Origin of the sequence: Paraburkholderia aromaticivorans, from assembly GCF_002278075.1 — a bacterium.
Lineage (GTDB): Bacteria > Pseudomonadota > Gammaproteobacteria > Burkholderiales > Burkholderiaceae > Paraburkholderia > Paraburkholderia aromaticivorans.
Map to the genome: position 1 here is coordinate 41739 of NZ_CP022993.1, position 26174 is coordinate 67912.

24 protein-coding genes and 1 pseudogene are annotated in these 26174 nt (G+C 60.6%); 16 read left to right on the forward strand and 9 right to left on the reverse strand.

Features of this window, described 5'->3' with window-relative positions; all coding sequences use genetic code 11:
- Positions 1 to 76 precede the first annotated feature (76 nt).
- From CJU94_RS38950 to CJU94_RS38990, 9 genes are all read left to right on the forward strand, one after another.
- The gene (locus CJU94_RS38950) at positions 77 to 1369 is read left to right on the forward strand and encodes an LLM class flavin-dependent oxidoreductase (RefSeq protein ID WP_244221224.1); all 1293 of its coding nucleotides are present in this window, start codon (positions 77 to 79) and stop codon (positions 1367 to 1369) included.
- Between the two features lie 40 nt (positions 1370 to 1409).
- On the forward strand, positions 1410 to 2627 hold the full coding sequence (locus CJU94_RS38955; RefSeq protein WP_095423840.1) for an ABC transporter substrate-binding protein: 1218 nt from the start codon (positions 1410 to 1412) through the stop codon (positions 2625 to 2627).
- A gap of 5 nt (positions 2628 to 2632) precedes the next feature.
- Positions 2633 to 3502 carry a branched-chain amino acid ABC transporter permease gene (locus CJU94_RS38960; RefSeq protein WP_095423841.1) on the forward strand — a complete coding sequence of 290 codons (870 nt, stop codon included), beginning with the start codon at positions 2633 to 2635 and terminating at the stop codon, positions 3500 to 3502.
- The gene (locus CJU94_RS38965) at positions 3499 to 4389 is read left to right on the forward strand and encodes a branched-chain amino acid ABC transporter permease (RefSeq protein WP_095423842.1); all 891 of its coding nucleotides are present in this window, start codon (positions 3499 to 3501) and stop codon (positions 4387 to 4389) included. The genes CJU94_RS38960 and CJU94_RS38965 overlap by 4 nt, the downstream gene beginning before the upstream one ends.
- The gene (locus tag CJU94_RS38970) at positions 4389 to 5150 is read left to right on the forward strand and encodes an ABC transporter ATP-binding protein (protein ID WP_095423843.1); all 762 of its coding nucleotides are present in this window, start codon (positions 4389 to 4391) and stop codon (positions 5148 to 5150) included. The genes CJU94_RS38965 and CJU94_RS38970 overlap by 1 nt, the downstream gene beginning before the upstream one ends.
- The gene (locus CJU94_RS38975) at positions 5147 to 5905 is read left to right on the forward strand and encodes an ABC transporter ATP-binding protein (RefSeq protein WP_095423844.1); all 759 of its coding nucleotides are present in this window, start codon (positions 5147 to 5149) and stop codon (positions 5903 to 5905) included. Before CJU94_RS38970 ends, CJU94_RS38975 begins: the two co-directional genes overlap by 4 nt.
- A 161-nt stretch (positions 5906 to 6066) precedes the next feature.
- A complete protein-coding gene (locus tag CJU94_RS38980; protein ID WP_157763910.1) occupies positions 6067 to 6489 on the forward strand; it encodes a RidA family protein in 423 nt (140 codons plus the stop codon).
- Entirely contained in the window at positions 6486 to 7544 is a 1059-nt protein-coding gene (locus CJU94_RS38985) for a DMT family transporter (RefSeq protein WP_095423846.1), read from the forward strand. The genes CJU94_RS38980 and CJU94_RS38985 overlap by 4 nt, the downstream gene beginning before the upstream one ends.
- Complete coding sequence (locus CJU94_RS38990; RefSeq protein WP_095423847.1) at positions 7541 to 8083, forward strand: flavin reductase family protein; 543 nt, start codon at positions 7541 to 7543, stop codon at positions 8081 to 8083. The genes CJU94_RS38985 and CJU94_RS38990 overlap by 4 nt, the downstream gene beginning before the upstream one ends.
- A gap of 173 nt (positions 8084 to 8256) precedes the next feature.
- Here the strand turns inward: CJU94_RS38990 and CJU94_RS38995 are convergent, their stop codons facing one another.
- Positions 8257 to 9252, reverse strand: a complete 996-nt coding sequence (locus CJU94_RS38995; protein WP_095423817.1) for an IS5 family transposase — start codon at positions 9250 to 9252, stop codon at positions 8257 to 8259.
- Between CJU94_RS38995 and CJU94_RS39000 the strand changes: the two genes are divergently transcribed.
- Both CJU94_RS39000 and CJU94_RS39005 read left to right on the forward strand, forming a co-directional pair.
- Positions 9251 to 10261, forward strand: coding sequence for a hypothetical protein (locus CJU94_RS39000; RefSeq protein ID WP_095423848.1), 1011 nt, complete (start codon positions 9251 to 9253; stop codon positions 10259 to 10261). The genes CJU94_RS38995 and CJU94_RS39000 overlap by 2 nt on opposite strands.
- A 67-nt stretch (positions 10262 to 10328) precedes the next feature.
- Positions 10329 to 10589, forward strand: coding sequence for a DUF6429 family protein (locus tag CJU94_RS39005; RefSeq protein WP_095423849.1), 261 nt, complete (start codon positions 10329 to 10331; stop codon positions 10587 to 10589).
- A gap of 33 nt (positions 10590 to 10622) precedes the next feature.
- On the opposite strand, the gene CJU94_RS39010 is transcribed toward CJU94_RS39005, so the two are convergent.
- Positions 10623 to 11618, reverse strand: coding sequence for a site-specific integrase (locus tag CJU94_RS39010; protein WP_244221225.1), 996 nt, complete (start codon positions 11616 to 11618; stop codon positions 10623 to 10625).
- 122 nt (positions 11619 to 11740) lie between these two features.
- Between CJU94_RS39010 and CJU94_RS39015 the strand changes: the two genes are divergently transcribed.
- Together CJU94_RS39015 and CJU94_RS39020 are read left to right on the forward strand one after the other, a co-directional pair.
- Positions 11741 to 14179 (forward strand): TOTE conflict system archaeo-eukaryotic primase domain-containing protein, encoded by a 2439-nt coding sequence (locus CJU94_RS39015; protein ID WP_095423927.1) that lies wholly within the window; start codon positions 11741 to 11743, stop codon positions 14177 to 14179.
- A 183-nt stretch (positions 14180 to 14362) separates the two neighbouring features.
- Positions 14363 to 15355, forward strand: a complete 993-nt coding sequence (locus CJU94_RS39020) for a DNA-binding protein (protein ID WP_095423850.1) — start codon at positions 14363 to 14365, stop codon at positions 15353 to 15355.
- Positions 15356 to 15710: 355 nt separating this feature from the next.
- Here the strand turns inward: CJU94_RS39020 and CJU94_RS39030 are convergent, their stop codons facing one another.
- The 4 genes from CJU94_RS39030 to aliB form a co-directional block, all read right to left on the reverse strand.
- A complete protein-coding gene (locus CJU94_RS39030) occupies positions 15711 to 17039 on the reverse strand; it encodes an acetyl-CoA hydrolase/transferase family protein (protein WP_095423851.1) in 1329 nt (442 codons plus the stop codon).
- Positions 17040 to 17340: 301 nt separating this feature from the next.
- Positions 17341 to 18117: an enoyl-CoA hydratase gene (locus CJU94_RS39035; RefSeq protein WP_095423852.1), complete on the reverse strand. Its 777-nt coding sequence runs from the start codon at positions 18115 to 18117 to the stop codon at positions 17341 to 17343.
- A 102-nt stretch (positions 18118 to 18219) separates the two neighbouring features.
- A complete protein-coding gene (aliA, locus tag CJU94_RS39040) occupies positions 18220 to 19878 on the reverse strand; it encodes a cyclohexanecarboxylate-CoA ligase (RefSeq protein WP_095423853.1) in 1659 nt (552 codons plus the stop codon).
- Positions 19879 to 19912: 34 nt separating this feature from the next.
- The gene (gene aliB / locus CJU94_RS39045) at positions 19913 to 21064 is read right to left on the reverse strand and encodes a cyclohexanecarboxyl-CoA dehydrogenase (protein WP_095423854.1); all 1152 of its coding nucleotides are present in this window, start codon (positions 21062 to 21064) and stop codon (positions 19913 to 19915) included.
- 151 nt (positions 21065 to 21215) lie between these two features.
- Between aliB and CJU94_RS39050 the strand changes: the two genes are divergently transcribed.
- A complete protein-coding gene (locus CJU94_RS39050; RefSeq protein WP_095423834.1) occupies positions 21216 to 22235 on the forward strand; it encodes an IS701 family transposase in 1020 nt (339 codons plus the stop codon).
- A gap of 29 nt (positions 22236 to 22264) precedes the next feature.
- Here the strand turns inward: CJU94_RS39050 and badI are convergent, their stop codons facing one another.
- A complete protein-coding gene (gene badI, locus CJU94_RS39055) occupies positions 22265 to 23047 on the reverse strand; it encodes a 2-ketocyclohexanecarboxyl-CoA hydrolase (RefSeq protein ID WP_095423855.1) in 783 nt (260 codons plus the stop codon).
- 24 nt (positions 23048 to 23071) lie between these two features.
- Positions 23072 to 23839 carry a 2-hydroxycyclohexanecarboxyl-CoA dehydrogenase gene (gene badH, locus CJU94_RS39060; protein WP_095423856.1) on the reverse strand — a complete coding sequence of 256 codons (768 nt, stop codon included), beginning with the start codon at positions 23837 to 23839 and terminating at the stop codon, positions 23072 to 23074.
- 137 nt (positions 23840 to 23976) lie between these two features.
- Between badH and CJU94_RS39065 the strand changes: the two genes are divergently transcribed.
- On the forward strand, positions 23977 to 24486 hold the full coding sequence (locus CJU94_RS39065; protein WP_095423857.1) for a MarR family winged helix-turn-helix transcriptional regulator: 510 nt from the start codon (positions 23977 to 23979) through the stop codon (positions 24484 to 24486).
- Positions 24487 to 24648: 162 nt separating this feature from the next.
- Positions 24649 to 24939, forward strand: a pseudogene (locus CJU94_RS39070) (IS701 family transposase); the annotation flags it as partial.
- A 164-nt stretch (positions 24940 to 25103) separates the two neighbouring features.
- On the opposite strand, the gene CJU94_RS39075 reads toward CJU94_RS39070, so the two are convergent.
- Complete coding sequence (locus CJU94_RS39075; protein ID WP_095423858.1) at positions 25104 to 26153, reverse strand: Fic family protein; 1050 nt, start codon at positions 26151 to 26153, stop codon at positions 25104 to 25106.
- Between the last annotated feature and the right edge of the window lie 21 nt (positions 26154 to 26174).

The window sequence follows — 26174 nt, forward strand, 5'->3', positions numbered from 1 at the left end:
GTCAACAAAAAATTGGCATGACTGTTGCTTAATGCTCCTTGGCGAATTTCAACGCAGTCTAGTCACGGAGCTATAAATGTCTCGTCAAATGCACTTGATCGCATTCCTTATGACTGGCCCGACATCACACCATCACGGTATGTGGCGGCATCCGGAAAGCGAAAACAGTTTTCTCGATGCAGAACGATGGCGCACTTTGGCGCGCACGCTGGAAAGGGGCAAATTTGATGCATTTTTTTTCGCTGACGCGTTGGCCTTTTACAATCCAACAATCATGGAGCGCGGCGGCCAGATGTCACTGCTTGACCCCGTGCCGCTGATAGCCATGATGGCTCAGGCCACCCGGCATATTGGACTGGGAGTGACCCTCTCAACGAGTTTCTTCACGCCGTTCGGCATCGCACGGTCATTGGGCTCAATGGACGTTCTGAGTGGCGGCCGGATCGCTTGGAACGTCGTTACGTCCGTGAGCGATCGCGAAGCGCAGCAATTCGGCATGGCATCGCTGTTGCCCCGTAACGAGCGCTATGAGCGCGCAGACGAAGTGGTCCGAATCTGCATGGACCTATGGGAGAGCTGGTCGGACGGGGCACTGGTCATCGACAAGGCCAGCGGTGTATTCATCGATCCGCAGAAGCTCATGTCGACCTCGGTGCACGGCAAGTATGTCGGCGCCAATGGCATCTTCCCGGTGCCGCCGAGTCCGCAGCGTCACCCGGTCATCATGCAGGCCGGATCATCGCCGCGTGGCCGCGATTTCGCCGCAAAGTGGTCCGAACTGGTGTTCACACTTCAGCATTCGCTAGGCGACATGCAGGTCTTCTATGAAGATATGAAGCAACGCGTCGCCAGCGTCGGCCGGGCACGGGAAGACTGTTGCATCCTGACTTCGGTCGATCCGATCATCGGCGAGACTGAATCGATCGCTCGCGAAAAACAGGCCTTTATCAATGACCTTGTCGATCCGGATCTCGGCATTGCGCTAGCGTCGGCGCATACCGGCATCGACCTCACCCGTTACCCGAAAGACCAGCCGATCGAGGATATCCAGGTCGAGGAAGGGTCGCGCGGTTCGTTCGACGTGATCCTGCAAGGCAGCAAGCGCGGCGGACTCACCTTGGAACAGGCTGCCAAACATTTCGCAACGAGCGAACTTTGTCCGCAAATCGTCGGGACCGCGGAAACCGTCGCCGATCAATTGCAGGCGATGTTCGAAGCCAAGGGCTGCGACGGCTTCATTCTGACACCTACCGAAATGCCGGGGTCGTTCGAAACCTTCACTCGTTCGGTGGTGCCTATCCTGCAGAAACGTGGCGTCTTTCGCACGGAATATCCGGGCACAACGCTGCGCGAAACGATCCGGTCATAAACATGAGATTCTGTCCCCTCCCGTTCCAAGGATATATTCCATGAATCAACGCCTATTGGCATTGCCGCTTCTCGCGCTTGGCTTTCTCATGAGCGCTTCTTCCACAGTATTCGCCGCCGAAGTTTCGCCACTGAAAATCGGTGCGGTATTTCCGCTGACCGGTTCCTACGCGTCATATGGAAAAGGCTGTTCGGCCGGTCTGAAAATCGCCCTTGACGAAGTTAATGCAGCGGGAGGAGTGCTCGACAATAAGGTCACTCTGTTGAGCGAAGACGATCAAAGCGATCCGACAGCGGGCCTCAACGCTGCGAAGAAGCTAATCGACGTGAACAAGGTCGACGCTATCCTGGGTACTTTCGCAAGCAGTGTGACGCTGCCCATTCTGTCGTACACGACACAGATCGGCATTCCCGTCCTGACCTTGTCCGGAGCCCCGGAAATCAGTCAGATCGGCAGACGGACCCACCTGGTCTATCGCTTTGTGGCCACTGAGGGCGTATTCGGCGAAAGCTACGCGATCTATGCACACCAGTCGGGCGCGAAAACGGCGTACGTACTGGCGACCAATAACGCGGCGCAACTCGATTCTGCCCGCCATTTTACGAGCCGCTTCACCTCGCTCGGCGGCAAGGTGCTAGGCCAGACGGTCTTCGAACCGGGCATGTCGAGCTATCGCTCGGAGTTGACGAAAACCCTTGTTGGCAAGCCCGATATCGTCCTGATCGCGGGATATACCGACGATGCGGTGACCCTGACGAAGACGCTCTACCAACTTTCACCTACAACCCGCGTCATAGGCCCGCTGTATGAGCTCAGCGATACCTATCTCCGGACGGTCGGTCCCGCAGTTGCCGAAGGCAAGCTCGCGACCGACGCAACCTCCGCCGAGGGATCGCCCGCTTATGCGCGTGTACTGCCCTTGTACAGGCAGATCACCGGGGACGATCCAACCTCCAATCCGTACGCGATTATCGACTATGACATGGTGATCACTCTCGCGCTGGCCGCACAGGCGGCGGGCAGCACTGACCCCAATGTGTTCACGCCGTTCATTGCCACCGTCGCGAACGGACCAGGCAAGACCGTGACCTCGTATGCGGAGGGTCTCGCCGCGCTCAAGGCAGGGCAGAAGATCAAATATGAAGGCGCGAGCAGTACGATCGAATTCAATGAAAGCGGCGACCTGAAGCACATGATGTTCAAAACCTTCCTGCTTACGGGCGGCAAGGTCGTGGTCAAGGGCACGGTGTCGCCTTGAGCCCGATGATGATCGCATTCGCTCAAGCATTGGCCAACGGCATCTCGGACGGGGCACTTCTGGCGATGGTGGCGCTCGGCATAACGCTCGTCTTTGGCGTAGCGCGCTTTCCGAACGTCGCGCATGGCGAGTTCCTGACGCTTGGTGCCTATGGCGCCTACTGGTGCTCATCGCTGCTGGGCTGGCCGCTTCTGGCGGCGGTCGGCGGAGGTATTGTCCTGGCAATCGCAGCGGGCCTCGCGTCTTATGCACTGGTCTTCAGAACAGTCAGCCAGCGTCCGGTGACGGCGCTCCTCGCGTCGATCGGTTTATCGATCCTGTTGCGGGGGGCCATAACCTTCATCGCCGGCAGCCAGCAAGTTTCCTACGACATCCCACTGTGGGGAGCGTGGGATCTTGCAGGGTTGACCTTGCTGCCGCTTGACGTGCTGGTCACGATTGCGAGTTTCGTAGTAATCCTTATGGTGCATCTGGTACTCGCGAAAACGCCAATCGGAACGCGGATGCGCGCGGTCGCCGACAACGTCGAACTGGCGCGTACAAGCGGTATTGATCCGCAACGCATCAACCTGGCAACGTGGTCGATCGCGTTAGCGGTAGCGGCGCTCGCGGGCATGTTCGTCGCCGCGCGAACCGCGATTTCACCCGATCTGGGCTGGAATCTGCTGCTCCCGGCATTCGCCGCTGCAGTCCTCGGCGGCCTCGGCAGCCCCTATGGCGCGATTCTGGCAGGGCTTATCATCGGCCTCGCGCAAAACATTGCCACGCTGTGGATCAGCGAGACATACAAGGTATCGTTCTCTTTCCTAATCCTTATAGCTGTACTGCTGATCCGGCCCAGTGGCATCACCGGTCGGAAGGAGATGGCGCGATGACCTACCTGATCGCCATGGGCACGCAGACAGGACTCTTCGCGTTACTTGCATTGAGCCTGAACCTGCAATGGGGTTACACCGGCTTGCAGAACTTCGGCCTCGTCGGCTTCTACGCGGCTGGCGCCTACTGCTACGCGCTGACCACCACCCTCCTCGGCTGGCCGACTGCGGCGGGGATCCTGGCCGCGATGGCTGTTGGAACGCTGCTGGCTTATCCCCTGGGACTGGCCAGCATCCGCCTGCGGATCGGCTTCTATCTTGCTATCGTGACACTCGGCTTCAGTGAAACGATCCGTGCCGTACTGGTCAACGAGGACTGGCTGACCCAGGGAACGCGCGGCATCGCCGTCAAACTTCTCTTTCCCGGATGGGGTGCCGCAGGCAATCAGACGGCGATGTTCGGCCTGATTCTGGTTGCGGTCATCGCAGTTTATCTGTTGTTCGAAAGGGTCGGCCAAACGCCATTCGGACGTACGATCGAAGCGATCCGCGATAACGAGGACGCAGCGCGCAGCCTCGGCAAGCCCGTCACGGGTTTCAAAATTCAGGTATTCATGCTCGGTTCCGCGGTGACAGCCGGTGCGGGGGCGCTCAATGCAATCTATGTCGGCTATCTCGTGCCTGACCAGTTTCTGTCAATCATCACCTTCTATGTCTGGATGGCCATGATCGTCGGTGGCAGCGGTTCCAATCGCGGTGTTGTTCTCGGTTGCCTCGTATTGGTCTTGCTTCTCGAAGGCTCGCGCTTCCTGAAAGAAGTCCTGCCCGCTGCGCTGCTGTTCTCCGATCAGCGCATGGCCGCGTTACGCCTGATGATAATCGGTCTCGGTTTGACCGTTATTCCGATCAATTGGCCGCGCGGCCTGCTCGGCCGCAAGGAGCTTTGATGTCTGCACTCAATGCCATGCGTATCGACAAGCGCATCGGCGGCCTGAAGGTGCTCGACGACGCGTGGATCGACGTGCCCGAAAACCACATCATCGGCCTGATCGGGCCGAATGGCGCCGGGAAGTCCACATTTCTGACCGTGCTGAGCAAGTTTGCAGAGCCGGATGCTGGGCGGATTCTCACACGCGGCCTCGACGTCACGCGACGCAGTCCTGAGTCGCTAGCCCAAACCGGGGTCGTGCGAACCTTCCAGGTGCCGCACGAGTTCGGCGAACTCGGTGTCATCGACAATATGGTCGTTGCAGCCAAAGGGCAAATTGGGGAATCGCTGTGGAAGGCCCTGCTACGCCCGCGCGCGGTAGCGGCCCAGGATCGCGACATTCTGGAGAAGGCCCGCGAACTGCTCGCGTTCCTGGGCCTCGAATCCGTATCGGCCCACGCAGCGAAGAATCTGTCCGGCGGCCAGAAAAAACTGCTCGAATTGGGCCGCGCTCTGATGACCGACCCCTATCTGCTGCTGCTTGACGAACCATTCGCCGGGGTTGCGCCGGGGCTCGTCGATGTCCTCATCGAGAAGATCCAATCGCTGCAGAAGCGCGGCTTCGCTTTTCTCATCGTCGAACACAACATGGATGCGGTCAATGCGCTTTGCAGCAACGTCTTCGTGATGGTGCAAGGCAGCATCCTGACGGACGGCTCGCCACGCAAGGTCAGCAACGATCCGCGCGTATTCGAAGCCTATCTTGGGGGCAAGGCATGAACGACAGACTGCTGGAGATCGACCGACTGTACGCCGGCTATCGCGATGTACCTATCATTCGTAACCTCTCTCTCCACGTCGGAGAAGGCGAGGTGGTTGGTGTGATCGGCCCTAATGGTGCAGGCAAATCGTCGATGCTCAAGGCGGCGATGGGACTGCTGAAGATCTTCGCCGGCGAGATCCGCTGGCGCGACCAATCGATTACGCATCTGGCGGCAGAGCGGCATATGGCAGCGGGAATCGGCTATGTTCCCCAGGTTGCGAATGTCTTCGCATCGTTGACCGTACGCGAAAACCTGTCGCTGAGCGTCAGTCACCGCGGCAAGGTACAGGCCAGCATCGAGAGGATGCTGGCCTTGTTCCCGGAACTGGTGCCAAAGCTGGCGCTCGCCGCCGGCAGCCTGTCGGGCGGCGAGCGCCAGATGCTTGCCATTGCGCGATGTCTGATCGTCGCGCCGAGCCTGCTGCTGCTTGACGAACCAACAGCTGCCCTGTCGCCGCTGCTGGTAAACGGCGTTTTCAGGCGAATCAAGGAAATTGGCGGCCACGGTACCGCAATTTTGCTGGTCGAGCAAAACGCTCTGCAGGCCTTGGCGATCTGCGATCGAGCCTACGTGCTGTCGAACGGCTCCAATGCGATTACCGGAAGCGGTGCCGAACTGGTCGCGAATCCTCGCATCAAGGAACTCTATCTTGGCGGGCATGCCGCTCCCTCCGGGCCGGCCAAAGCATCCTCCGCCATACTCAACGGATGAAATGAAAACACGATCGCGTATTCTGAAGAAACCACTCACTCATAAGTGCTCAGGAGAAACGGATTTCACTTTCCCCTGGACGCGTCAGCGGCATACCTGAATGCGTCTCAGGCGTTTTGAAATTGGTTTTCTCTGCACACTTACCTATAGGAATGCCAATCATGAAACTGCTAAATAATCTTCCGAAAATAGACCAGGCGGTTCGGCAATTTTCATTAAAGAACGCCATCTATTACGAAATGGGCGATCTCCTCATTTTCAGCGGATTCGCCGGACTTGATCTTGAAACCGGGAAGCTATCTGAAGGCAACTTCGAAACTCACGCCAACGACGCGATCGACTGCTACCAATACATTCTGGAAAGCGCTGGCCTGTCGCTCGACCATGTGATCAGCGTGCGCTGTTATCTGAAGGAGCCAGTCACTTACTACCCAATGTGGAACGAGGTCTTCAAGGCGCGCTTCACAGCGCCTTACCCCTGTCGCACGACGGTAGGCGCAAACCTGGTTGTCGGCGAAATCGAACTCGAGTTCATTGCCGCAAAGACCACTCGGGCAAGTGCCGAATTGATCACCTCAAAATGAACGACGGAGCGATCCTGATGCCCATTGTCGTGCGGCGCCTTGCGATCGCCTCACCGCAGTGGAACGGTGTGACGATAGACAGCGGAGCCGAGGTGCAGCATCTCGCCAATCGAAGAACCTCGGACTACTTTCATCTGGGCGTGATCTACATCATCTGGGCCACGAGTTATCTCGCGATGAAATTCGGGTTGAGTGGCGAACATCCATTCCGCCCATTCCAGTTGCAAGGTGCCCGCCTGCTGCTAGGAGGCGCCGCTCTCAGCGTGCTGGCGTACCGTCAAGGCCGGCTCCGCGGATTCGGCTGGTGGGAGTTAAGTACCTGCGTGATCTCGACGGGACTCTTCTGGATCTGTCGCAATGGGCTCGCGTTGCTCGCAGTCCGCGAGCGGCCCTCAGGATTCGTCGCTATGGCAATGGGGACAATTCCACTGTGGAGTGCCGCGTTGCAAGTGATCATGCTAAGGCAGCGCCCTGACCGTCCTGTGGTCCTGCTGCTGGGCTTCGTCGGCCTGATTCTGATCCTCTGGCCAGTGCTCGCACCGTCCTTCGGACACGCCTCCCATCTGCCCCATGGCTCTCCGATCGCACTTTGGACGCTTATCGTCGCACCGATTGCATGGGTGCTAGCCAGCGCCATGCAGGCGCCGCTGCAGCAACGGATGGACGGCATGATGACGGCCGCCGTGCAACTGCTTCTCGGCGGGGCTTATGGCACTGGCCGTGGCCGCCATCGATCCGCATCCCTGGCCTCCTCGCCCGATTGGCCGGCAGTGCTCGCCCTTCTTTATCTTGCGCTGATCGCCTCGGCGCTGAACTTCGCGTCGTACATCAAGGCGACGACGCTGTTCCCGGTCAACGTCGTCGCCGCATTCGCCTACGTCAATCCGATTCTAGGTGTGATTCTCGGCTGGCTTGTGTTGCACGAGCGGCCCGCCGGCATATCCATGTTCGGCATGCTGGTCGTTACAGCCAGCGTCGTACTTACCCTGCAGCGGCGGTCACTGCCACAGAAACGGCACGCCCCGAATCCCTCTAAAAAGAGTCAGCATTCATGAGCCACTTCACCTCTCCTCTCACCGACACCGCAACAACGGACGCCGTACAGCGCTTCAGGCTGGGTATGCGTCGCCACGCGTCCGGCGTTTCGCTTATTACGACACAGCTTGGCAACGTCAAGGCAGGTCTGATTGCCACCTCCGTCAGCTCCGTCTGCATGGATCCGCCAACCTTGTTAGTCTGTGTCAACCGGTCAAGTTCGGCGCATGACCCGTTGAATCAGGTCGGGAAATTCTGCGTCAATCTGCTCGATGCACATGCGTCCGATATCGCCAGCCAATTTTCGAACCCGGAGCGGCGTCAAGAACGGTTCCACGCCAGTGAATGGTTCACTTTGCAAAGCAGCGCGCCCGTATTGCATTCCGCGATCGCCGCCTTCGACTGCAGCGTCGTTGAACGTCTTGCATACCATTCCCATACGATTTTTATCGGCCGCGTGCATCGCGTCCACCTGGGCACTGAAGAGTTTGCGCCATTGATCTATATGGACGGCCGGTATTGGCATCTTTCAGATCTGGCCGGTGGCATGCATCGATGATCCGCGCTATCGACTGCTATCTCGCATAGCGTTTTCGAAACACCCACGCGGGACCTCGCCGGTGACAACTTTATTGGTGCGACGTGAAAGTCGCGTAGATCGTTGTTTTACCGTATGCGTCGCGCGAGGGGGCTTTGTTCGGATGGGTATGAGTTCCCATGCTGCGGACGCAACTATGGATTTTTGACGGAAACGGGCCTCCCAAATGAATTCCACAGGTTAATGATGTTGGCGATGATCACGCCTTCGCTCTCCTGCGACGCGATCTTCTGCGTCAGGAGGGTGGCCCCAATGCATCGCTTGATGCGTGAGATCTGCGCCTCGACCAGCGCGCGTACGCCGTAGCCATATTTCTTGTGGAACGCATAGATACCATTCTCATCGATGTATTTGACGATCTGGTCATGCCAGCGGGTCTGATCGTTGCCATGCACGACGGCGTGAGCCGGCGGTGGAATGACGGGCGTCACGCCCGCGTTTGAGAGCGCTTCGGTGCGCTCGATGCTGTAGTACGCGCCGTCCGCAATCACCCTGTCGAATGGCAGATCCGCGCGCAGGAGCGCGTCCATTCCTTCGCTGTCCGATACTTCTGTGGTGGTAATGCTGATCGCGTGAATGTTCATCGCCTCGTCGATCGACAGATGCATCTTGCGCCACGGCGTTTGCGTCGCCTTCCTGCCGTACTTCTGTTCGTACCACTCACTCGCACGCCCGAAGCTCAGCCCCGTGCTGTCGACGATCATGCTCACTGCTTCGCCGCGCGCGAGCCGTCTGGCCAGTTGCTCGCAGCGCTGCGTGACACTCACCTTGAGCGCGGCGAACCGGTCGCACAGCTGGCCGGAACTGGGCACCGGAATGTCCAGCCCCCGGGTCGCCCAGTAATCCTCCATGTAGCCGGTGATCTGCCGCATGCCCCAGCCGAACAGCCGGTAGAACGTATAGACCAGCTCGATGTACGCGCTGGTGTAGGTCGGCTCGCGCCCCGACACGCCCGGTGTACGGACTTTCGCGTTAATGAACTGCGCCTTCAGATCGCCATCGGGAACATACAGGCTGATCATGCCGCGCTTTCTCAGACTCTGGTTGTACGCACGAGCGTTCGTCACCCGGTACCCGGGCTTCTTGCGCTTGCGCGCTTCACCCTGTTTCAGCCTGGCTTTGTATGGCATGATCTCGACTGGCTTTATGATGTTGCGCTTTTACACAAACTGCGGCCACTTTGCAATACCCCCCATCCGAACAAAGCCCTTCTTCGCGCCTTCGTGGCGCACGGTCATCAGCATATTGTCCAGCCTGACGCAATTGCACGACGCCGTACACGTCGATACCTTTTTGTCAGCGATTTCCGCCAAAGGGCTTTATCACGACAGCGAGAATGAAGCGTTGACACGTGCGTTCGGGCTTCTTGCGCCAGCGCGCACGGCTGAACTCATGGAGCAGATTATCTCTGCGAACGCGCAGATGATGCCGGGCGCCTGCGCCGGCCTGCTGGCCCGGACCAGTGAAGGTACTCCGCCCGCCTGTCCCCCGGCGCTCCTTCACCCGGTTGCCACGTCGCTGGTCGAAACGCTTCTGGGACAACGCTCGAGCGCTTCCCGCCCTGATTGCCTGCGACGGCCAGACCCAATCAAACCCACCCTGATTGTCGGCCTGCTGACAGCTCTTGACCGGATTGACTCGCCATTACTCGCCGACCGTGTTGTCGAACACGTGTTGGGAAACCCGGCCTCTTTCGGCATGGACGCCATCATCGTTCCTGCCGTCCTGGGTTTGACTGAATGGGCGCCGACGTTGAGTGTCGCGTCGGTCCAGCGCCTGCGTGCCGCATGCCTGGCCCATCTGCACGGTCGTATCGCCGAGCCCCTGGAACCACCAGCCGATTTCGCGCGTGTGAATACCGTCAGTTGCCGCTGCGTCCATTGCGCTGAGCTCGGCCGGTTTCTGGTCGATCCCGGGCGCAAGGAATGGGCGTTAAAGGCGGCCCAGCACTCCCGCAGTCACGTCGAGAGTGCCATCAGGCAGACCGGTTGCGATCTGGACTGTGCGACGCGCAGGGTCGGTAGTCCTCACAGCCTGATATGCACAAAAAATCAGGCGAGCTATGAACGGCGTGTGCGACAACGCAAGGACGATCTGCGAAACGCGGAGCGGCTTGATGTCCTTTCGGAACACGGATGACAAGTCGGCGATGTATTGGCCCAGGCGGGTGACGAGGCCATGAGAACTGGCATTTGAGGGAAGTGCGATGGATATCGATACCGGGGCAGTCGACGAAGTGGTCCTGGCTCTGCTTTACCTGAATCTATGCGATCAGAACCGTGCCTGGAAAAGCTTCGACTGGGAGGCAATGAATCGCCTGCATGAGAGAGGCTTCATCCACAATCCGGTCAGCCGTGCGAAATCCGTCGTGCTGACCGAAGAGGGCTTGCACGAAGCCGAGCGGTTGTTCAGGCAGTACTTCGTCCGCTCCCATGACCGAAAGCTGGACGATGACAAACCGGCGTGACCAGTTCCCGTACGCATTGGTGAGCAGATCGGTCTATGGCGATGGTTTCGCAGGCGCCGCGACCGCCAGTTGCTGTGACACAGGCGTCGGTGCAGCCGTCAGCGCGGATTCAATCCGGTGCTGCGCGAATGGGTCGGCGGCGTCGATGTAGCGCATTGCCGAACGTACATCCTTCCAGCCGACGTACTCCATCAGCATCTTGAGATCCCACTGGTTCGAATTGGCCCAGGTTGCAAAGCCTCGCCGTAGTGAGTGACTGCTGTAGCTGTCGGGAGCCGGCACGCCGGCCGTGCGAAACAGTGCGCGCAGCAGCGGCACGAAGCTGCCGGCACGCAGCACTTCATCGCTGATGTGCCCCCAGCGATCGATGCTGCGGAACACCGGTCCTTCAGTCAGGCCCGAAGCCGCGATCCACGCCTCGTAAGCGGCTACCGGGCACAGGCGCGAAAGCGCCGGCGCCCTGAATGTCGTGCCGAGCTGCGCACGATCGCCTTTTGTACGAGGCAGAAACAGCGTCATGCCGCGGCCGGGCTCGATTGTGATGTGTTCGATTCGCAGGCGACTCAGTTCGTCGGAGCGAAACCCGCGCCAGAAGCCGAGCAGGACCAGCGCCTTGTTTCGGACATGCGTGATGTGGGTTCGTGCATTGCCCATCGTCATGGCATCCGCGATCTGCTCATCGAGCCATGCCGTCAGCCGTTCGAGTTGTGCAAGCTGCAGCGGCTTCGCGCGCTTTTCGCTCGCGGGATGCAGTGCCGCGATGCCCTTGAGCACCTTGCGCACATGCGGCGTCTTCGTAGGGTCCGGAAAACCCTGTGTCTGGTGCCACTGCGCGAGCGCCGCAAGGCGCGAACGCAGCGTGTTCACCGAAAGCGACTCCGCGTGGTCGGCCAGGTATCGCGCAATCGCATCGGCGCTCGCCGGCAGGAAGCCGCCCCAATCGATCTCGAAATGACGGATCGCCGACTGGTAGCTGCGCCGCGTATTTTCACGTGTCGCAGCTTCGAGATAGCGATCGATGGCAGGCATGGCTCGTGAGTACAATCAGGTTATCAACATGGGGAACGATGATATCGGATATCCCCTGCAACAGCCCGCACATGTGTGCCAGCCAGCTGGCGACACCGGACGTGATTCTGATGGATGACGTAATGAATGGAGTAAAGCTGCCGCACCCAGGCTGGGATAACCTCACCCGGGAGGAACTGTTCGCGGAACTGACGCGCCTGCAGGCCGACAACGCGAGGCTGACCGCGTTGCTGCCAGCGCTTCCTCCATTGCAGGGCGAATCCGTGCAACTGGTTCAGCACAAACCATCGCCAGCAGTACGAAACACCGACGCGCCAGTGCTGTCAACGCAGCAGAAAGTCCAGCTTTTCCGGCGGCTCTTTCACGGTCGCACGGACGTCTATCCGCTGCGTTGGGAAAGCCGCAATTCTGGAAAATCGGGCTACGCACCGGCCTGCGCGAACGAGTGGCGGGCCGGGATTTGCGAAAAGCCCCGCATCAAGTGCTCAGACTGCAACCACCGGCTGCTGCTGCCGCTGGACGATCAGGTCATCTACGCACACCTGGCAGGCGATTACACGGTGGGGCTCTATCCGCTGATGCCCGACGGCACCTGCTACCTTCTCGCCGTTGATTTCGATGAGGAGGGTTGGCGCGAAGATGCGAGTGCCTTCTGTCAATCCTGCCGGGAACTGGAAGTCCCGGTGTCGCTCGAAATTTCGCGCTCGGGCAACGGCGCGCACGCGTGGATTTTCTTCACCTCGGCTGTGGCCGCCCGCGACGCACGGCGGCTGGGCTCGGCGATCATCAGCCACACCTGTGCCCGAACCCGGCAGCTCGAACTGTCGTCCTACGACCGGCTCTTTCCCAACCAGGACGTGCTTCCCAAGGGCGGCTTCGGCAACCTGATCGCCTTGCCCTTGCAGAAGCAACCGCGCGAGCGGGGTTGCAGCGTATTTGTCGATGACGATTTTCAACCCTATGCCGACCAATGGGCGTGCCTGACATCGATCCAGGCCATGGACGGTCGCGATATCGAGGGCGTAATTTTCGGCGCCACCGGCGGTGTCCATCCGCTCGATGTGGCGTTCATCACGGAAGAGGATCAGGCAGAACCCTGGAAATCGCCGCCGGCCTTGCCGAAACAGCTGGGCGGACCAATGCCGGCATCGCTGATCCTTACGCTTGCGAACCAGCTCTATTTCGAGAAGGCGCAACTCCCGCAATCGCTGCTCAACCGCCTCATCCGGCTGGCGGCATTCCAGAATCCGGAGTTCTACCGGGCCCAGGCGCGTGGCTTCAGCGTGTGGGACAAGCCGCGCATCATTGGTCGCGCCGAGAACTGCCCGCGCCACATTGCGTTGCCGCGTGGGTGCCTCGATGACGTCATGGCGCTGCTGCGCGACAACAAGGTCGCCTGCGAAATGCGCGACGAGCGTTGTACGGGCGAACCTGTCACGGTGGCCTTCGCCGGCACGCTTCGCGCCGACCAGCAGGCAGCGGTGGATGATCTGCTGCAATACGACACCGGCATCCTGCATGCGCCGACGGCCTTCGGCAAGACCGTGACGGCGGCCGCGATGATCGCGCGGCGTGGCGTCAATACGCTCGTGCTCGTCCATCGCAGGGAACTGCTCGACCAGTGGCGCGAGCGCCTGCAGTCGTTTCTCGCGCTCGACCCACGCAGTATTGGCACGATCGGCGGAGGCAAGCTGAAGGCGACGGGCCAGATCGATATCGCCATGCTGCAGTCGGTGGCGCCCGGCGGTCCACGCGGCGAGCTGTTGCGGCATTACGGTCATGTCATTGTCGACGAGTGCCACCATGTCTCTGCCGACTCGTTCGAGGCGGTGCTCAAGACCGTCGATGCGCGATACGTGCTGGGGCTGACCGCCACACCCGTGCGCCGTGACAGCCAGCAACCCGTGATGTTCATGCTGTGCGGTCCGATCCGGCATGCGGCACGCGCAGCCGCGAGCGCGCCGCAGGTGCTCGAGGTCTTCCCGCAAAGGCTCACCGCCGCAGTCGACATGCCGGCCGACGCGCCGATCCAGGACGTGTTCGGGCGGCTGGCGAAAGACGCCCAGCGTACGTGCATGATCGCCGCGGATATCAGGGAGCAGTACCGTCAGGGGCGCAATGTGCTGGTGCTGACCGAGCGGACGGATCACCTGGAAAGCCTTCGGCTGGCGCTGGGCGACGCGGAGCAGCCGCTGTTCGTGCTGCACGGGCGAATGGCAAGGAAGGCTCGTGCGGCGCAGCTCGCTGCACTCAACGCACTGGCCGACGATGCGCCCCGGATCGTGCTGGCGACCGGCAAGCTGGTTGGCGAGGGTTTTGACCATCCGGCGCTGGACACACTGGTGCTGGCCATGCCGATCTCGTGGAAAGGTACGTTGCAGCAGTACGCCGGCCGGCTCCACCGCGAGCACGCAACGAAGTCGAGCGTGCGGGTGCTCGACTACGTCGATGCCGGTCATCCCGCGCTGCTGCGCATGTGGGAGCGACGCCAGCGTGGCTACCGGGCGATGGGATACCGCGTACGCGCGCCCGGGGAAGAACTCCAGCTGGACCTCACCTGAAATCCGGCAACCGATCTGCTTTCTGTACCGTTTCCGGTAGCCAGAGGCAGTTTTTGTGGCATCGCATTTGATAATTGGCGATTATCCAATGCCAAAAATCAGCGTTCCCAGAACATCTTGACGCCTTCAATTGGTACGCATATACATATTACGTACCACAGTACGAAATTCGAAGGAGGAACGATGGCTCGCGCCGGTCTCAGCCGCATGGACATCAAACGCGCCCGCGACGCACTGCTGGCGCAGGGGCAACACCCGTCGATCGACGCGATACGTATCGCGCTCGGCAACACCGGCTCGAAATCGACGATCCACCGCTACCTGAAAGAACTCGAAGAAGAGGACGGCGCGTCGCTCACGCGCACCGGGTCGCTGTCCGATGCAATCCAGGATCTCGTAGCCCGGCTGGCCGCGCGTTTGCACGAGGAAGCGCAGACGGCGGTCGACCAGCAGACGGCTACGGCCGCGGCGCAGCGCCTCCAGGCGCAGGCCGAGGTCGCAAAGCTGGCTGGCGACGTTGCTGCGCTGCGCACACAACTGGCCGAAGCCGGCGCCGCCGTCGTACGCGAGCAGGCCGCGCATGCAGACACCCAGTCGCTATTGCAGCAGCGCGCGCTCGACGTCGAACGCCTCACGCAGCAGGCACACGACCTGACCGAGCGGCTCGCCGAACACGACGGCTTCCGACGCTCGCTCGAGGAGAAACTGCAGCACGCGCACGAGGCGCTCGAACACTACCGCATGGCCAGCAAGGAGCAGCGCGAACAGGAAGCGCGCCGGCACGAGCAGCAGGTTCAGCAACTGCAGGCTGAACTGCGCCAGGTGAACCAGACGCTGATCGTCAAACAAAACGAAATCACCCAGTTGAACAGGGACAACGCGCGGCTCGTCGCCGAAGCCGGCGCCGCGACCAGGTATCTACGCGAGCAGCAGGCGCACGGCGAACAGCTGCAGAATGCGTTGAGCCAGGCGCTTGCCGACCACGCACGCGCCAAGGCGGAGCACGACGCATTGCAGACGACGGCGAGGGCTCAGGCGACTGAACTGACGCAGGTGCGCGAGGCACGTGAATCGCTGACCGCCGATCTGACGAAGCTCGCGGCGCAGTTCGACGCGCAGCAGCAGTTGCTTGGGGACTACCGGATGCGTCTGGGCCTCACAGACGCGGCGGGGTAAAAACGCCAGATTCTGCATCAAAAGGATGCGTTTTCGCGAAATCGCAGCGCATTCAAGTTGTTGATTTTTCACGTGATTTCAAAACAAACCGCCAGATTTTGCACGAAAAGGACGATTGCCCCGGTTCGGACTGCCTTTACGCGTGCCCGACGCTGGTTTCTCGTCTGATCCCAAAATGGCTCCCGCTACTCAAAATGGTGGGAACCACTTTGGCGTCTCCCGGTGCACAGATCAAGACGGCCGTGCCGCGACGCTTACGACGGGCGTGTGGATATCCGCCATCCTCGAACGTTCGCCGCCCACGGGCGCGGTCACTTCGTAGGCGTGACGCCGCGCACGACTCTACGCGGCCAATCTAAAAAACGCGCCCCGGCAGCAGTCCGCAGTCGCGCGCGTGCTTTTCAAGCATGTCGCGGTCATCTGGATGAGCGATGGAGATTAGCGCCTTCGCCCGATCCGGCACGCTTTTGCCCTTGAGATTGACGATGCCGAATTCGGTGACGACATACATCACGTCTGTGCGGGGCGTCGTCACCACCGTGCCCTGATTGAGGCCGGCGACGATGCGCGAGGCCGGCTCGCCGCCCTTGAGGTATCGCGACGACAGGCACATGAAGGACTTGCCGCCCTCCGACATGCCGGCGCCGCGCACGAACTGCAGTTGCCCGCCTGTCCCCGAACGATGTTTGTAGCCGGAACTCTCCGACGCGACCTGGCCCAGAAGATCGATCTGCATGGCGTTGTTGATCGATACGACATTGCGGTTGCGCGAGATGTTTTCGGTGAGATTGGTCTCGTCGACCGGCAGGCTGAGGCACATCTCGTTGCCGTCGATGAAGTCGTAAGTTTTCCTTGTTCCCAGCGCAAATGTGTAGACGACCTTGCCACGGTATGTGTTCTTTCGCCACCCCGTGATCTTGCCCGCCTCGATCAGGGCGACGAGGCCGTCGACGAACATTTCGGTGTGAATGCCAAGGTCCTTTATCGGCGCGTCTGCCAGCGCCATGCAGACGGCGTTGGGCATGCCGCCGATGCCGATCTGCAGGCAGGCGCCGTGGGCGATGTGCGGCACAATGAACTGCGCGACGCGGCGGTCGATGTCGCTCACCGGCGCGCTGGGCAGTTCCGCCAGCGGCGAATTATCGCCCTCGATGACGGCGTCCAGTTCGGAAATGTGCAGGACGTTTTCAACGCCATAACAGTGCGGCAGGGCCGTGCTGGTCTCCACCACGATGCGCTTGGCGACGTCGCACGCCGCCCGGATGTAGGTGTTGCTGGCGCCAAAATTGAAGAACCCATGCCTGTCCATGGGGGTCGTCTTGATCACCGCCAGATCGACTTCGAGATAGCGCCGGTAAATGCCCGGACCCTCGCCGAAGTTGAATGGAATGTAGCTGGTGACGCCCTTGTCGTGCGCCCGGCGGTCGTAACCGGAAAAATGCCAGTTCTCGACGCTGAAGCAACGCTGGTCGGGATCAGTCTCGACAACCCGTCGCGGCTGCACCGAGAGCGCGGTGCGGATGCGGATTTCCTTCAGTTCGTCCCGACGCGCCGCCAGAGCCGCATCGAAAAGGTCCGGCTGGTTGATGGCAAAGCCGTAATCGACGGACCAGCCGCTCTCGACCAGCGCCGCCACCTCAGCCGCACTGCGAATTTTTTCACGCAACAACTGATTTGGTTTCATGACGTTCCCTCCGCCGGCAAGGCCTTCGGTCGGACGAGGTTCGGCGCTGTGGTTGAAAGTCGCAGTTTCAAGTCAATTCCAGAAAAGAACAATACCTGATTACGCGGTTGCGTCAGCTTGATTTCCGGCCTAGCAGTGCATCGGATATGAGGCGAGGCGTGAGTCCGGGCGCCGGGTGATGACAGGGTTCGCGCGGGTTTGCGGACTCCACCCCGGTCGTAAAAGCGCTACGAAAGGCATTTGAGAGTAGATCGGGAAGGCAATCAACGTATCGCGGTTACCGATCGCTTTTGACCACGCTTTAGCGATGACTGAACACGGGTTGGCGTTTGTCGAGAAAGGCAGTCATGCCTTCACGCGCGTCAACGCTGGCAAAGCGCGCATGCAACTGGCGGCGCTCGAACAGGACACCCTCGCAGAGCGAGGATTCGTAGGCGCGGTTGACTGATTCCTTGATCGCCATCAGCGCGGGCAGCGAGTAGCTGGCGATGCGCGCAGCCAGCGCCATGTTTTCGTCAAGCAGCGCTTCGGCTGCGACCACGCGCGAGACCAGTCCGCTGCGCTCCGCTTCAGCGGAGTCCATCGTGCGCGCGCTCAGGCACATGTCCATCGCCTTGGCCTTACCGATGGCGCGCGGCAGCCGCTGCGTACCGCCCGCGCCCGGCAACATGGCCAGCTTCACTTCGGGCAGCGCAAACCGGGCGCTATCGGCGGCGATGACGATGTCGCAGGCGAGCGCGAGTTCGCAACCGCCGCCCATGACAACGCCCGCGACGGCCGCGATCACGGGCTTGCGCACGCGACGGATGGTTTCCCAGTTACGGGTGATGAAATCGCTTCGGTACACGTCCATGTAGGACCAGCCCGCCATGGCGGCAATATCAGCGCCCGCCGCGAAGGCCTTCGCATTGCCGGTAATGATGATGGTACCAATACCGTCATCGGCATCGAAGCCCAGCAGCGCAACGCCTAATGCGTCCATCAGCGCGTCGTTAAGCGCATTCATCTGTTTTGGCCGGTTCAGCGTGATGACACCGACCCGATCCACCGTTTCAACGACGACCGGTTGTTCCTGCATGGTTCCTGCTCCCTGTTTGATTCAGTCAACAACGATCCTGATGCGCTCGTTCAGCGCGGATGGCCCCGCCTCGCGTTGGGACTTTCAGGCGGCGCTTCGACTTCAATCGCCCGTGTCGCGCAAAGCATCACGCAGCTTGAATTTCTGGATCTTTCCGGATGGCGTGGTGGGCAAACTGTCGCGCACAATCAGGCGTTCGGGCATGTATTGCACGGCGACCCTGTGCGACTTCAGGAAGTCGACGATGGCCGGCAAATCAATATGTGCACCGAGCTTCGCAACGACGACGGCGCAGGCGCGCTCCCCCAGGCGTTCGTCCGGGTAAGCCACGATGGCCGCTGCCGCAATGGCCGGGTGGCGGTACAACAAGGCCTCGATCTCGATCACCGGGATGTTCTCGCCGCCGCGGATGATCACGTCCTTGCTGCGGCCGCTGATGCGGATATAGCCACGCTCGTCGACGTATGCGAGATCGCCGGTATCGAACCAGCCGTCGGCGTCAACGCCATTCAGATGCGGGCGCTTCAGATAGCCGCCGAAGCTCGAACATGAGCGCACCAGCAGGCGGCCGGTCGAGGCAGCCTGCAACGGCGCGTTGTCGTCGTCGGCCACCCGCACCTCGACGCCCGCCAGCGGACAGCCGTCGGTCGCGAAGGAGCGTTCGTCGTCGTCATCGAGTCTCGTCAGCGTGACGGCGCCCATCTCGGTCATGCCCCAGGCCGAGACGATCTTCGCGTCAATCGCCTTGCGTGCCTGTTCGACCAGCGGCCCCGGAATCGGCGCACCGGCACACACAAAAGTCTGCAGCGTAGGCACGGTGGTGCGTGTTTCCGTCACCGTGGCGGCCAGGTCGGTCAGGAACACGGTCGACGCCATCGTGAAGGTCACGCCCTCGGTGCGGATCACCTCGAGCGCTTTCTTCGGTTGCCAGATGTCCTGGAGCACGGCTCTGGCGCGCAGCACGATGGGCATCATCAGGCCGTACATGAATCCAGTCTGGTGCGCCATCGGCGACGCCATCAGCACGACATCGTCCGATTTCAGACACATGGCCGCGGCATAGGGAATGATGTTGGACAGCAACGTGTTGGCCGTATGCATCACGCCCTTAGGCTCGCCAGTCGTGCCCGAAGTGTAGAGCAATTGCGTGACGTCATCGGGGCCGGAGCGATGGCGAGTCAGAATCTCCCGTGCATCGGGCTCGTGCTCCCATTGCGGCCCCGAAAGCAGCGTCTCGAAGCTGTTGGCGCCAGGTTTCCCGTCCGTTTCACCGCCGACCACCACGACATGCTGCAGATGCGGCAGGCTGCTCCGCAAGCCGGTCATCATCTGTTCGAAGTCGAAGCCGCGAAACACCTTCGGCACGATCATGACCTTGCTGCGGCTATGGTTGAGCATGAACGACAGTTCACGCTCGCGGAATATATGCATCAACGGATTCAGCACCGCGCCGATCCGCGAGCAGGCGAGACAGGCCAGGGTGAACTGCCACCAGTTCGGCAATTGTAGCGACACCACGTCATTGGGCTCGACGCCAAGACGTGCAAGACCCACCGCAATGCGGTCCGCCATCGTCGCCATTTCGCGGTAGGTGAAACGCGTCGTCGTGTCATCCTCCACCCGCATCGCGCTGAGCGCGATCTTGTCCGGACACTGCGCCACACATGCATCGAGCTCGTCGTTAATGGTGCGCTCAGGCCACCATCCACGGGCGATGCTCTCCGCGCGGCGCGGTGCAATCAGAACGGCGTCGAACTCCATGTTGTGTCTCCGTCTTTGTTGTGCGCGCAAAGGTTCATGCCGGTACCGCGTTACGTCCCGCATGCGTGCGCGCGATGATCGTCTTCATGATCTGCGCCGTGCCGTCGCCGATCTGGAAGCCCAGCACGTCACGCAGACGCTGCTCGAGCGGGCCGCGATCGTAGCCGCCGTGACCGAACGACAGCAGGCACTGGTGCACCACGTCGTAGGACAGTTTTGGCCCCCACCATTTGCACATCGCCGCCTCGGCGGTGTGCGGCAGGCCGCGATCCTTCAGCCAGAGCGTCTGCAGGCACAACAGACGCGCGGCCTCGACCTGTGTCTCATACTCGGCCAGCGGATGCGAGACGCCCTGAAACGCCGACAGCGGTTTGCCGAATGCCTCACGCTGGGCGACGTATTCCCAGGTCTCGTCCAGGCTGACCCTGGCGACCGCCAGCACCTGCAGGCCGATCAGTGCGCGCGAGAAATCGAAGCCCTGCATTACCTGCACGAAGCCTTTGCCTTCATCCCCTAGCAGGTGGTCGACCGGCACGCGCACGTTCTCGAAGAAGATCGATCCGCGGCCGATGGCCCGCTGGCCATGGCAGTCGAAGCGGTTGCGGGTAATGCCGGGCAGATCCATCGGCACCAGTACCGCCGAGACGCCGCGCGCACCGTCTTCGACGCTGCCAGTGCGGGCGAATACCACGGCCGCATCGGCCTGGTCGGCCGCGGAGATTGAGGTCTTCTCGCCGTTGAGCACGTAATGGTCGCCCACCCGCTCCATGCGCAGCCGCAGATTTGCGGCGTCGGATCCGCCTCGCGGCTCGGTCAGCGCGATCGCGAGCAGCGCGCTGCCCTGTGTCAGGCGCTCGAGCCAAGGCTTCGCAATCTCGGGCGCGGCGTGGTGCGCGAGAATCTGTCCGTTCAGCGAAGCCAGCAGATTGATGTAGGACAGGCTCAGGTCCGCACGGGCGATTTCTTCGTGGATGACGCCGGCGGCAAGGCAACCCATGCCCTGGCCGCCGTACTGCTCGGGCAGCTCCGGCGCGATAAACCCCATCTGACCCATCTCGAGCATGAGGTCCCGATCGAGTGCGCGGGTTTTGTCGCGCTCCTGGAAGCCAGGCGCAACACGCCCCTGCGCAAAGCGCCGGGCGTGTTCCCCAAGTGCAACAAGGTCTTCGTCAAGGTAGGGGTTCACGATGTCTCCTGGATGTGGCGAGCCGGGTACGCTACGACGGCGCACCACGGACCTCTAGGACTTACGCAAAAAGCCGCGCCTGAACGCGGAAACGGATTGTTACAAAACGACGTAAACCCGGAGCGGCGCGGAGTTTCGTAATGTTGAGGGCATGACGAAACATCTGAGCCGCCTGGGCTACTGCCAGTACCTGCTGACGAGCCCGACCAACTGCACGCTGACCAACTTTGCCGACCACGTCGACGATATGAGCCACGATGCCATCAACCGGTTTTTGCGCCGCGAGCACATGACGCCGCGCCTCGTGTGGGACAACGTGCGCGCGCAGATCGTCCCGCATGACGACGGCTGCATCGTGTTCGACGACTCCGTGACCGACAAGGATTTCTCGCACAAGATCGAGCTCGTGCGGCGCCAATACAGCGGCAACGCTCACGGCCTCATCAAGGGCATCGGCGTGGTGAACTGCGTCTACGTGAACCCGCACAGCGGAGAATACTGGGTCATCGATTACCGCATCTACGATCCGGACGGCGATGGCAGGTCCAAGCTCGATCACGTGCGCGACATGCTGACCAATGCGGTTCATCACAAGGGCTTGCCGTTTCGCCGCGTCCTGATGGATACGTGGTACGCCACGAAGGATCTGATGCTGTTCATCGAGTCGCTGGGCAAGACGTACTACTGCCCGTTGCGGAGCAACCGGCTGGTCGACGACTCCGGAGGCAAATCGCCCTACCGGCATGTTGATTCGCTGGAATGGGATGCTGAGACTCTCGCGCACGGCAAGACAATCAAAATCAGGGGCTTTCCGAAACATCACAAGGTGAAGCTGTTCCGGGTCGAGGTGTCCACACACCGCACGGACTGGGTCGTGACCAACGACCTCACTCAGGACTCCTCTCAGGCGACACAAGACGCGTGTGGCCTGCGCTGGAAGATCGAGCAGTTTCACCGCGAGGTCAAGCAACTTACGGGCCTTCAGCGTTGCCCGTGCCGCAAGGCGCGCATCCAGCGAAACCATATCGCCAGCGCCGTGCTGGTGTGGGTCCGCCTGGCCGACATCGCGCGACAGACGAAGCGTACGCTCTACCAGGTCAAACACGAAATGCTCGATGATTTCCTCCGCCGTGAACTCAAAAATCCGTCGGTCCCAATGCGTTTTGCGTAAGTCCTAACCTCTTCTTTGTGGCAGCAGTGTTACCTGGCGTACTTGCGGAACTCAGGCTTGCGCTTTTCCTGGAAAGCCTTGACGCCTTCGCGAGACTCCTCTGTGTCGTAGTACAGCTTCAGTGCATACATGCCCATCCCTGCAATACCGGCCTGGTGTGCGGTGTCCATGTTGAACGAGCGCTTGGCAATCGCGATGGCGGTCGGGCTCTTCTCCATGATCTCGTCGCACCACTTCTGCACCTCGGCGTCGAGCTGGTCGTGCGGCACGACCGCGTTGACTAGCCCCATTGCCAGCGCCTCGGAAGCCGGATAGCGACGGCACAGATACCAGATCTCGCGCGCCTTCTTCTCGCCGACCACGCGGGCCAGGAATGCCGTGCCATAACCCGGATCGACCGAGCCCACCTTTGGACCCGCCTGAGCAAATACGGCTTTCTCGGAGGCGATCGTGAAATCGCAGATCGTGCACAACACGTTGCCGCCGCCGACGGCGAATCCCTGCACGCGCGCGATCACCGGCTTCGGCACGTCGCGGATCGCGTTGTGCAACTCTTCCATCGGCAAGCCGATCGTGCCGCGTCCGTCGTACTGGCCCTCATGGGCCGACTGATCGCCACCGGTACAGAAGGCCCGGTCGCCGGCGCCCGCCAGCACGACGACGCCGACGTCCCGTGAATAGCCAGCCTTGTTGATTGCGTGGATCAGCTCATCGCAGGTCTGGCCGCGAAAGGCGTTCATCTTCTCAGCGCGGTTGATCGTGATCCAGGCCGCGCCGTTGCGTACTTCGTAAAGGATGTCTTCGTAGTTCATGGTTAGTTCCTTGGATGAATTGGGTCAGCCGGCCATCGTCAGGCCGCCGGACACGCTCAGCACTTGGCCCGTGATGAAACTCGCGTCGTCGCTGGCGAAGAACACGATGGCGCCCGGCAGATCGTCGGGCTGGCCGATGCGGCCCAACGGAATCGAGCGCTGGAACGCTTCCATCAGCTTCTCGGGGTTGCCGGCGCCCTCCTTGTACTCGGCGAACAGCGCCGTGTCCGTCGGGCCCGGGCACACGACATTGACCGTGATACCGTGACGGGCGTGCTCGCGTGCGATGGTTTTGGAAAACGACACCAGGCCGCCCTTGCAGGCTGCGTACACCGCCTCGCCGGACGAGCCGACCCGCGCCGCATCGGATGCGATGTTGACGATGCGGCCCGCCTTGCGCTGCGCCATGCCAGGTAGTACCGCGTGATGCATATGCAGCGCACCGGTCAGGTTGATCGCGATGAGGCGCTCCCACTGGGCTGGCTCGGTCTTCGTGAACGGCTTGAACACATCCCAGCCGGCGTTGTTCACCAGCACGTCGATGGGGCCGAGCTTCGCTTCGGTCGCCACCACCGCCGCATCCACGTCGGCGCGGTTCGTGATGTCGCAACGAATCGCTTCGGCGGTGCCGTCCGAAGCGCGAATTTCATCGCGCACTTTTTCGGCCGCTTCCAGCGAAAGATCCAGCACCGCCACGCGTGCGCCTTCTGCCGCGAACCGCCGGCAGGTCGCCCCGCCGATGCCACCACCGCCACCGGTCACGATCACCGTCTTGCCTTCGAGTCTTTGCACAGTCTTCTCCGCCAGTTGTGGGGGTACCATTGCGCTTTTCGAGAGTGTGGCTCGCGCAACGCTAATACGTCAACATATTGACGCATACTAGAGGTGCAGCATGTCGAAGACAAGAACAACCTTATTAGGAGAATCCCTTGGTTTCGCCCAAAAAAGATGAAAAAGTCAAGTTGGAACTGGCCAATCGGCTGTTCTTTCGTCTGTACCAATGCGCGAATCTGTTGCATAAAACAGGAACTCGAGCGGTCGAGGCGGAAGGACTGACGACGCAGCAATGGGCAGTTCTGGGCGCGCTCTCGCGGCCGGAAGCGGAACGTGGAATGAGTATTGGAGACCTAGCCCGCTACCTGATGGTGAGCCGGCAAAACCTGTCCGGACTCGTGAGCCGAATGGAGCGCGACGGACATCTGTCCACTGCTGCTGACGGCCGTGATCGCCGTTCACGACTTGTCACCATGACCGCGCCGGGTCGCAAGCTGTGGATTCATCAAGCTACACCGAAGATTCATGGATACTACGAAGAGGTGTTGGAAGACTTCTCCATCGACGACGTCACGCACACGCTGCACTACCTGCTCAAGCTTCTCGACAACATGAAGCGCCTCGACGACGCAACCCAGGGAACGACCCGGGACGACGAAAGGTAAGGCTTCGGAGACGTACATCGATCGAGACGGCATTGGAGGAGGCCAATGGTGTCCCACATTAGAAGGTGCTGCCGAACAGAATCACGACGCGGTCGTCGAATTTATTTCGCCGGAAAGGCCGACGACTTGACGGAGTTGACCTCTATCCGAATCGCCGATACCTGGTGGGGTATCAGCAACCTCTGGCAGCAGTCGCGCACCGCGCTGGAGTTGTGGATGCAGATTCGCTCGACGGCCTGGACCTTGGCCCAACTGTTGAGTCTGGCGGCGAGCGATGCCTTCCCGATGGAGGCGGTGGCACCCTGGCGCATGAAGCACCCGCTCACCGCCGGTCTGGTGGCGCAATGGCTGCGCATGGAATTTACCGGACTTGCCTTTCGCGACGGCTTCGACCGTAAGTCCCAGAAATTCGTCTTCCCGGAACCGCGCAACGACCCCCGCTTGAGGCTTTAGCCCTGCATCGGTCCGACGCTCTTCACGATTCATCACGGTTTGTCGTTGGTATCGCTTGATCACTGCCACGCATTGGGGCTGGTGAGGGAGCGATGCCAATGTCTAAAGTTGAGAACAAAGTTGTATAGTGGCAAAAATAAAGTTGTATAGCGCCACGAGCCGCGTCATTTCATGCCGTACCATGCGCCGCGCCCACTTCCGTACGACTCCAGGTGCCCTCTTTCGACCAGATCACGGAAGTGTTGCTTCAAGGTGTTGCGACTGCTACCGGTGAGCCTCATAGCCTCGGCCATTGTGATTCGTCCATGCTCGCGGGCGAACTCAACGATTTGTAAAGACAACTCGGGCAGAGACGCCAGCACGATTCTTTCGCGTTCGACTTTCTTCTCAAGTCGTCGCACCTGTTCGGCAAGCGAGCGAAGGAAGAACATCAGCCACGGCTGCCAGTTCGGCTCATCGCTGCGAATTGTCCCTTGTGTCTGGCGCAAGGCCAGATAGTAGCCTTCCTTGTTCGCCTCGATCACGCTTTCCAGCGAGCTATACGGCACATAGGCGTATCCGGCCTGAAGCAGCAGCAAGGTCGTCAGCACGCGACTAAGCCGCCCATTCCCATCCTGGAATGGATGGATTTCTAAAAACACGACCACAAAAATAGCAACGATCAGCAACGGGTGCAACTGCGCTTTTTCGCGCTCATCGCTAACCCACGACACGAGTTCGCTCATCAGGCGGGGCGTATTAAAGGGCGTAGCCGTTTCAAAAACGACGCCGATCTGCCTGCCGTTTTCGTCGAAAGCAGCAACGCTGTTGGAACTCGTCTTGTAGTTGCCCCGGTGCCATTCGTCCTTCTGGCTGTGCTGGAGAAGGACTTGATGAAGTTGCTTGATGTGATTCTCGTTGAACGGAATTTCGTGCCATGAACTGAACATCAAGTCCATGAGCTCGGCATATCCCGCCACTTCCTGTTCGTCTCTCGTTTCGAACTTCTGGATGGCCAAGTTCGACAGCAATCGTTCGACTTCGCGGTCAGATAGCTTGCTACCTTCGATGCGGGTTGATGAGCCGATGCTCTCGATGGTCGCTACCCGTCGCAGGGACGACAACCGGTCTGGCGCAAGCGTGCCCAAGGCACGCCAAGCGCCTTTGAATTCGTCGATCCGGGCGACCAGGCCCAAGACCTCCGGCGTGATTTGAAGGGTTTCGGTTCTGAACATGAACCAATGATACACCCATTT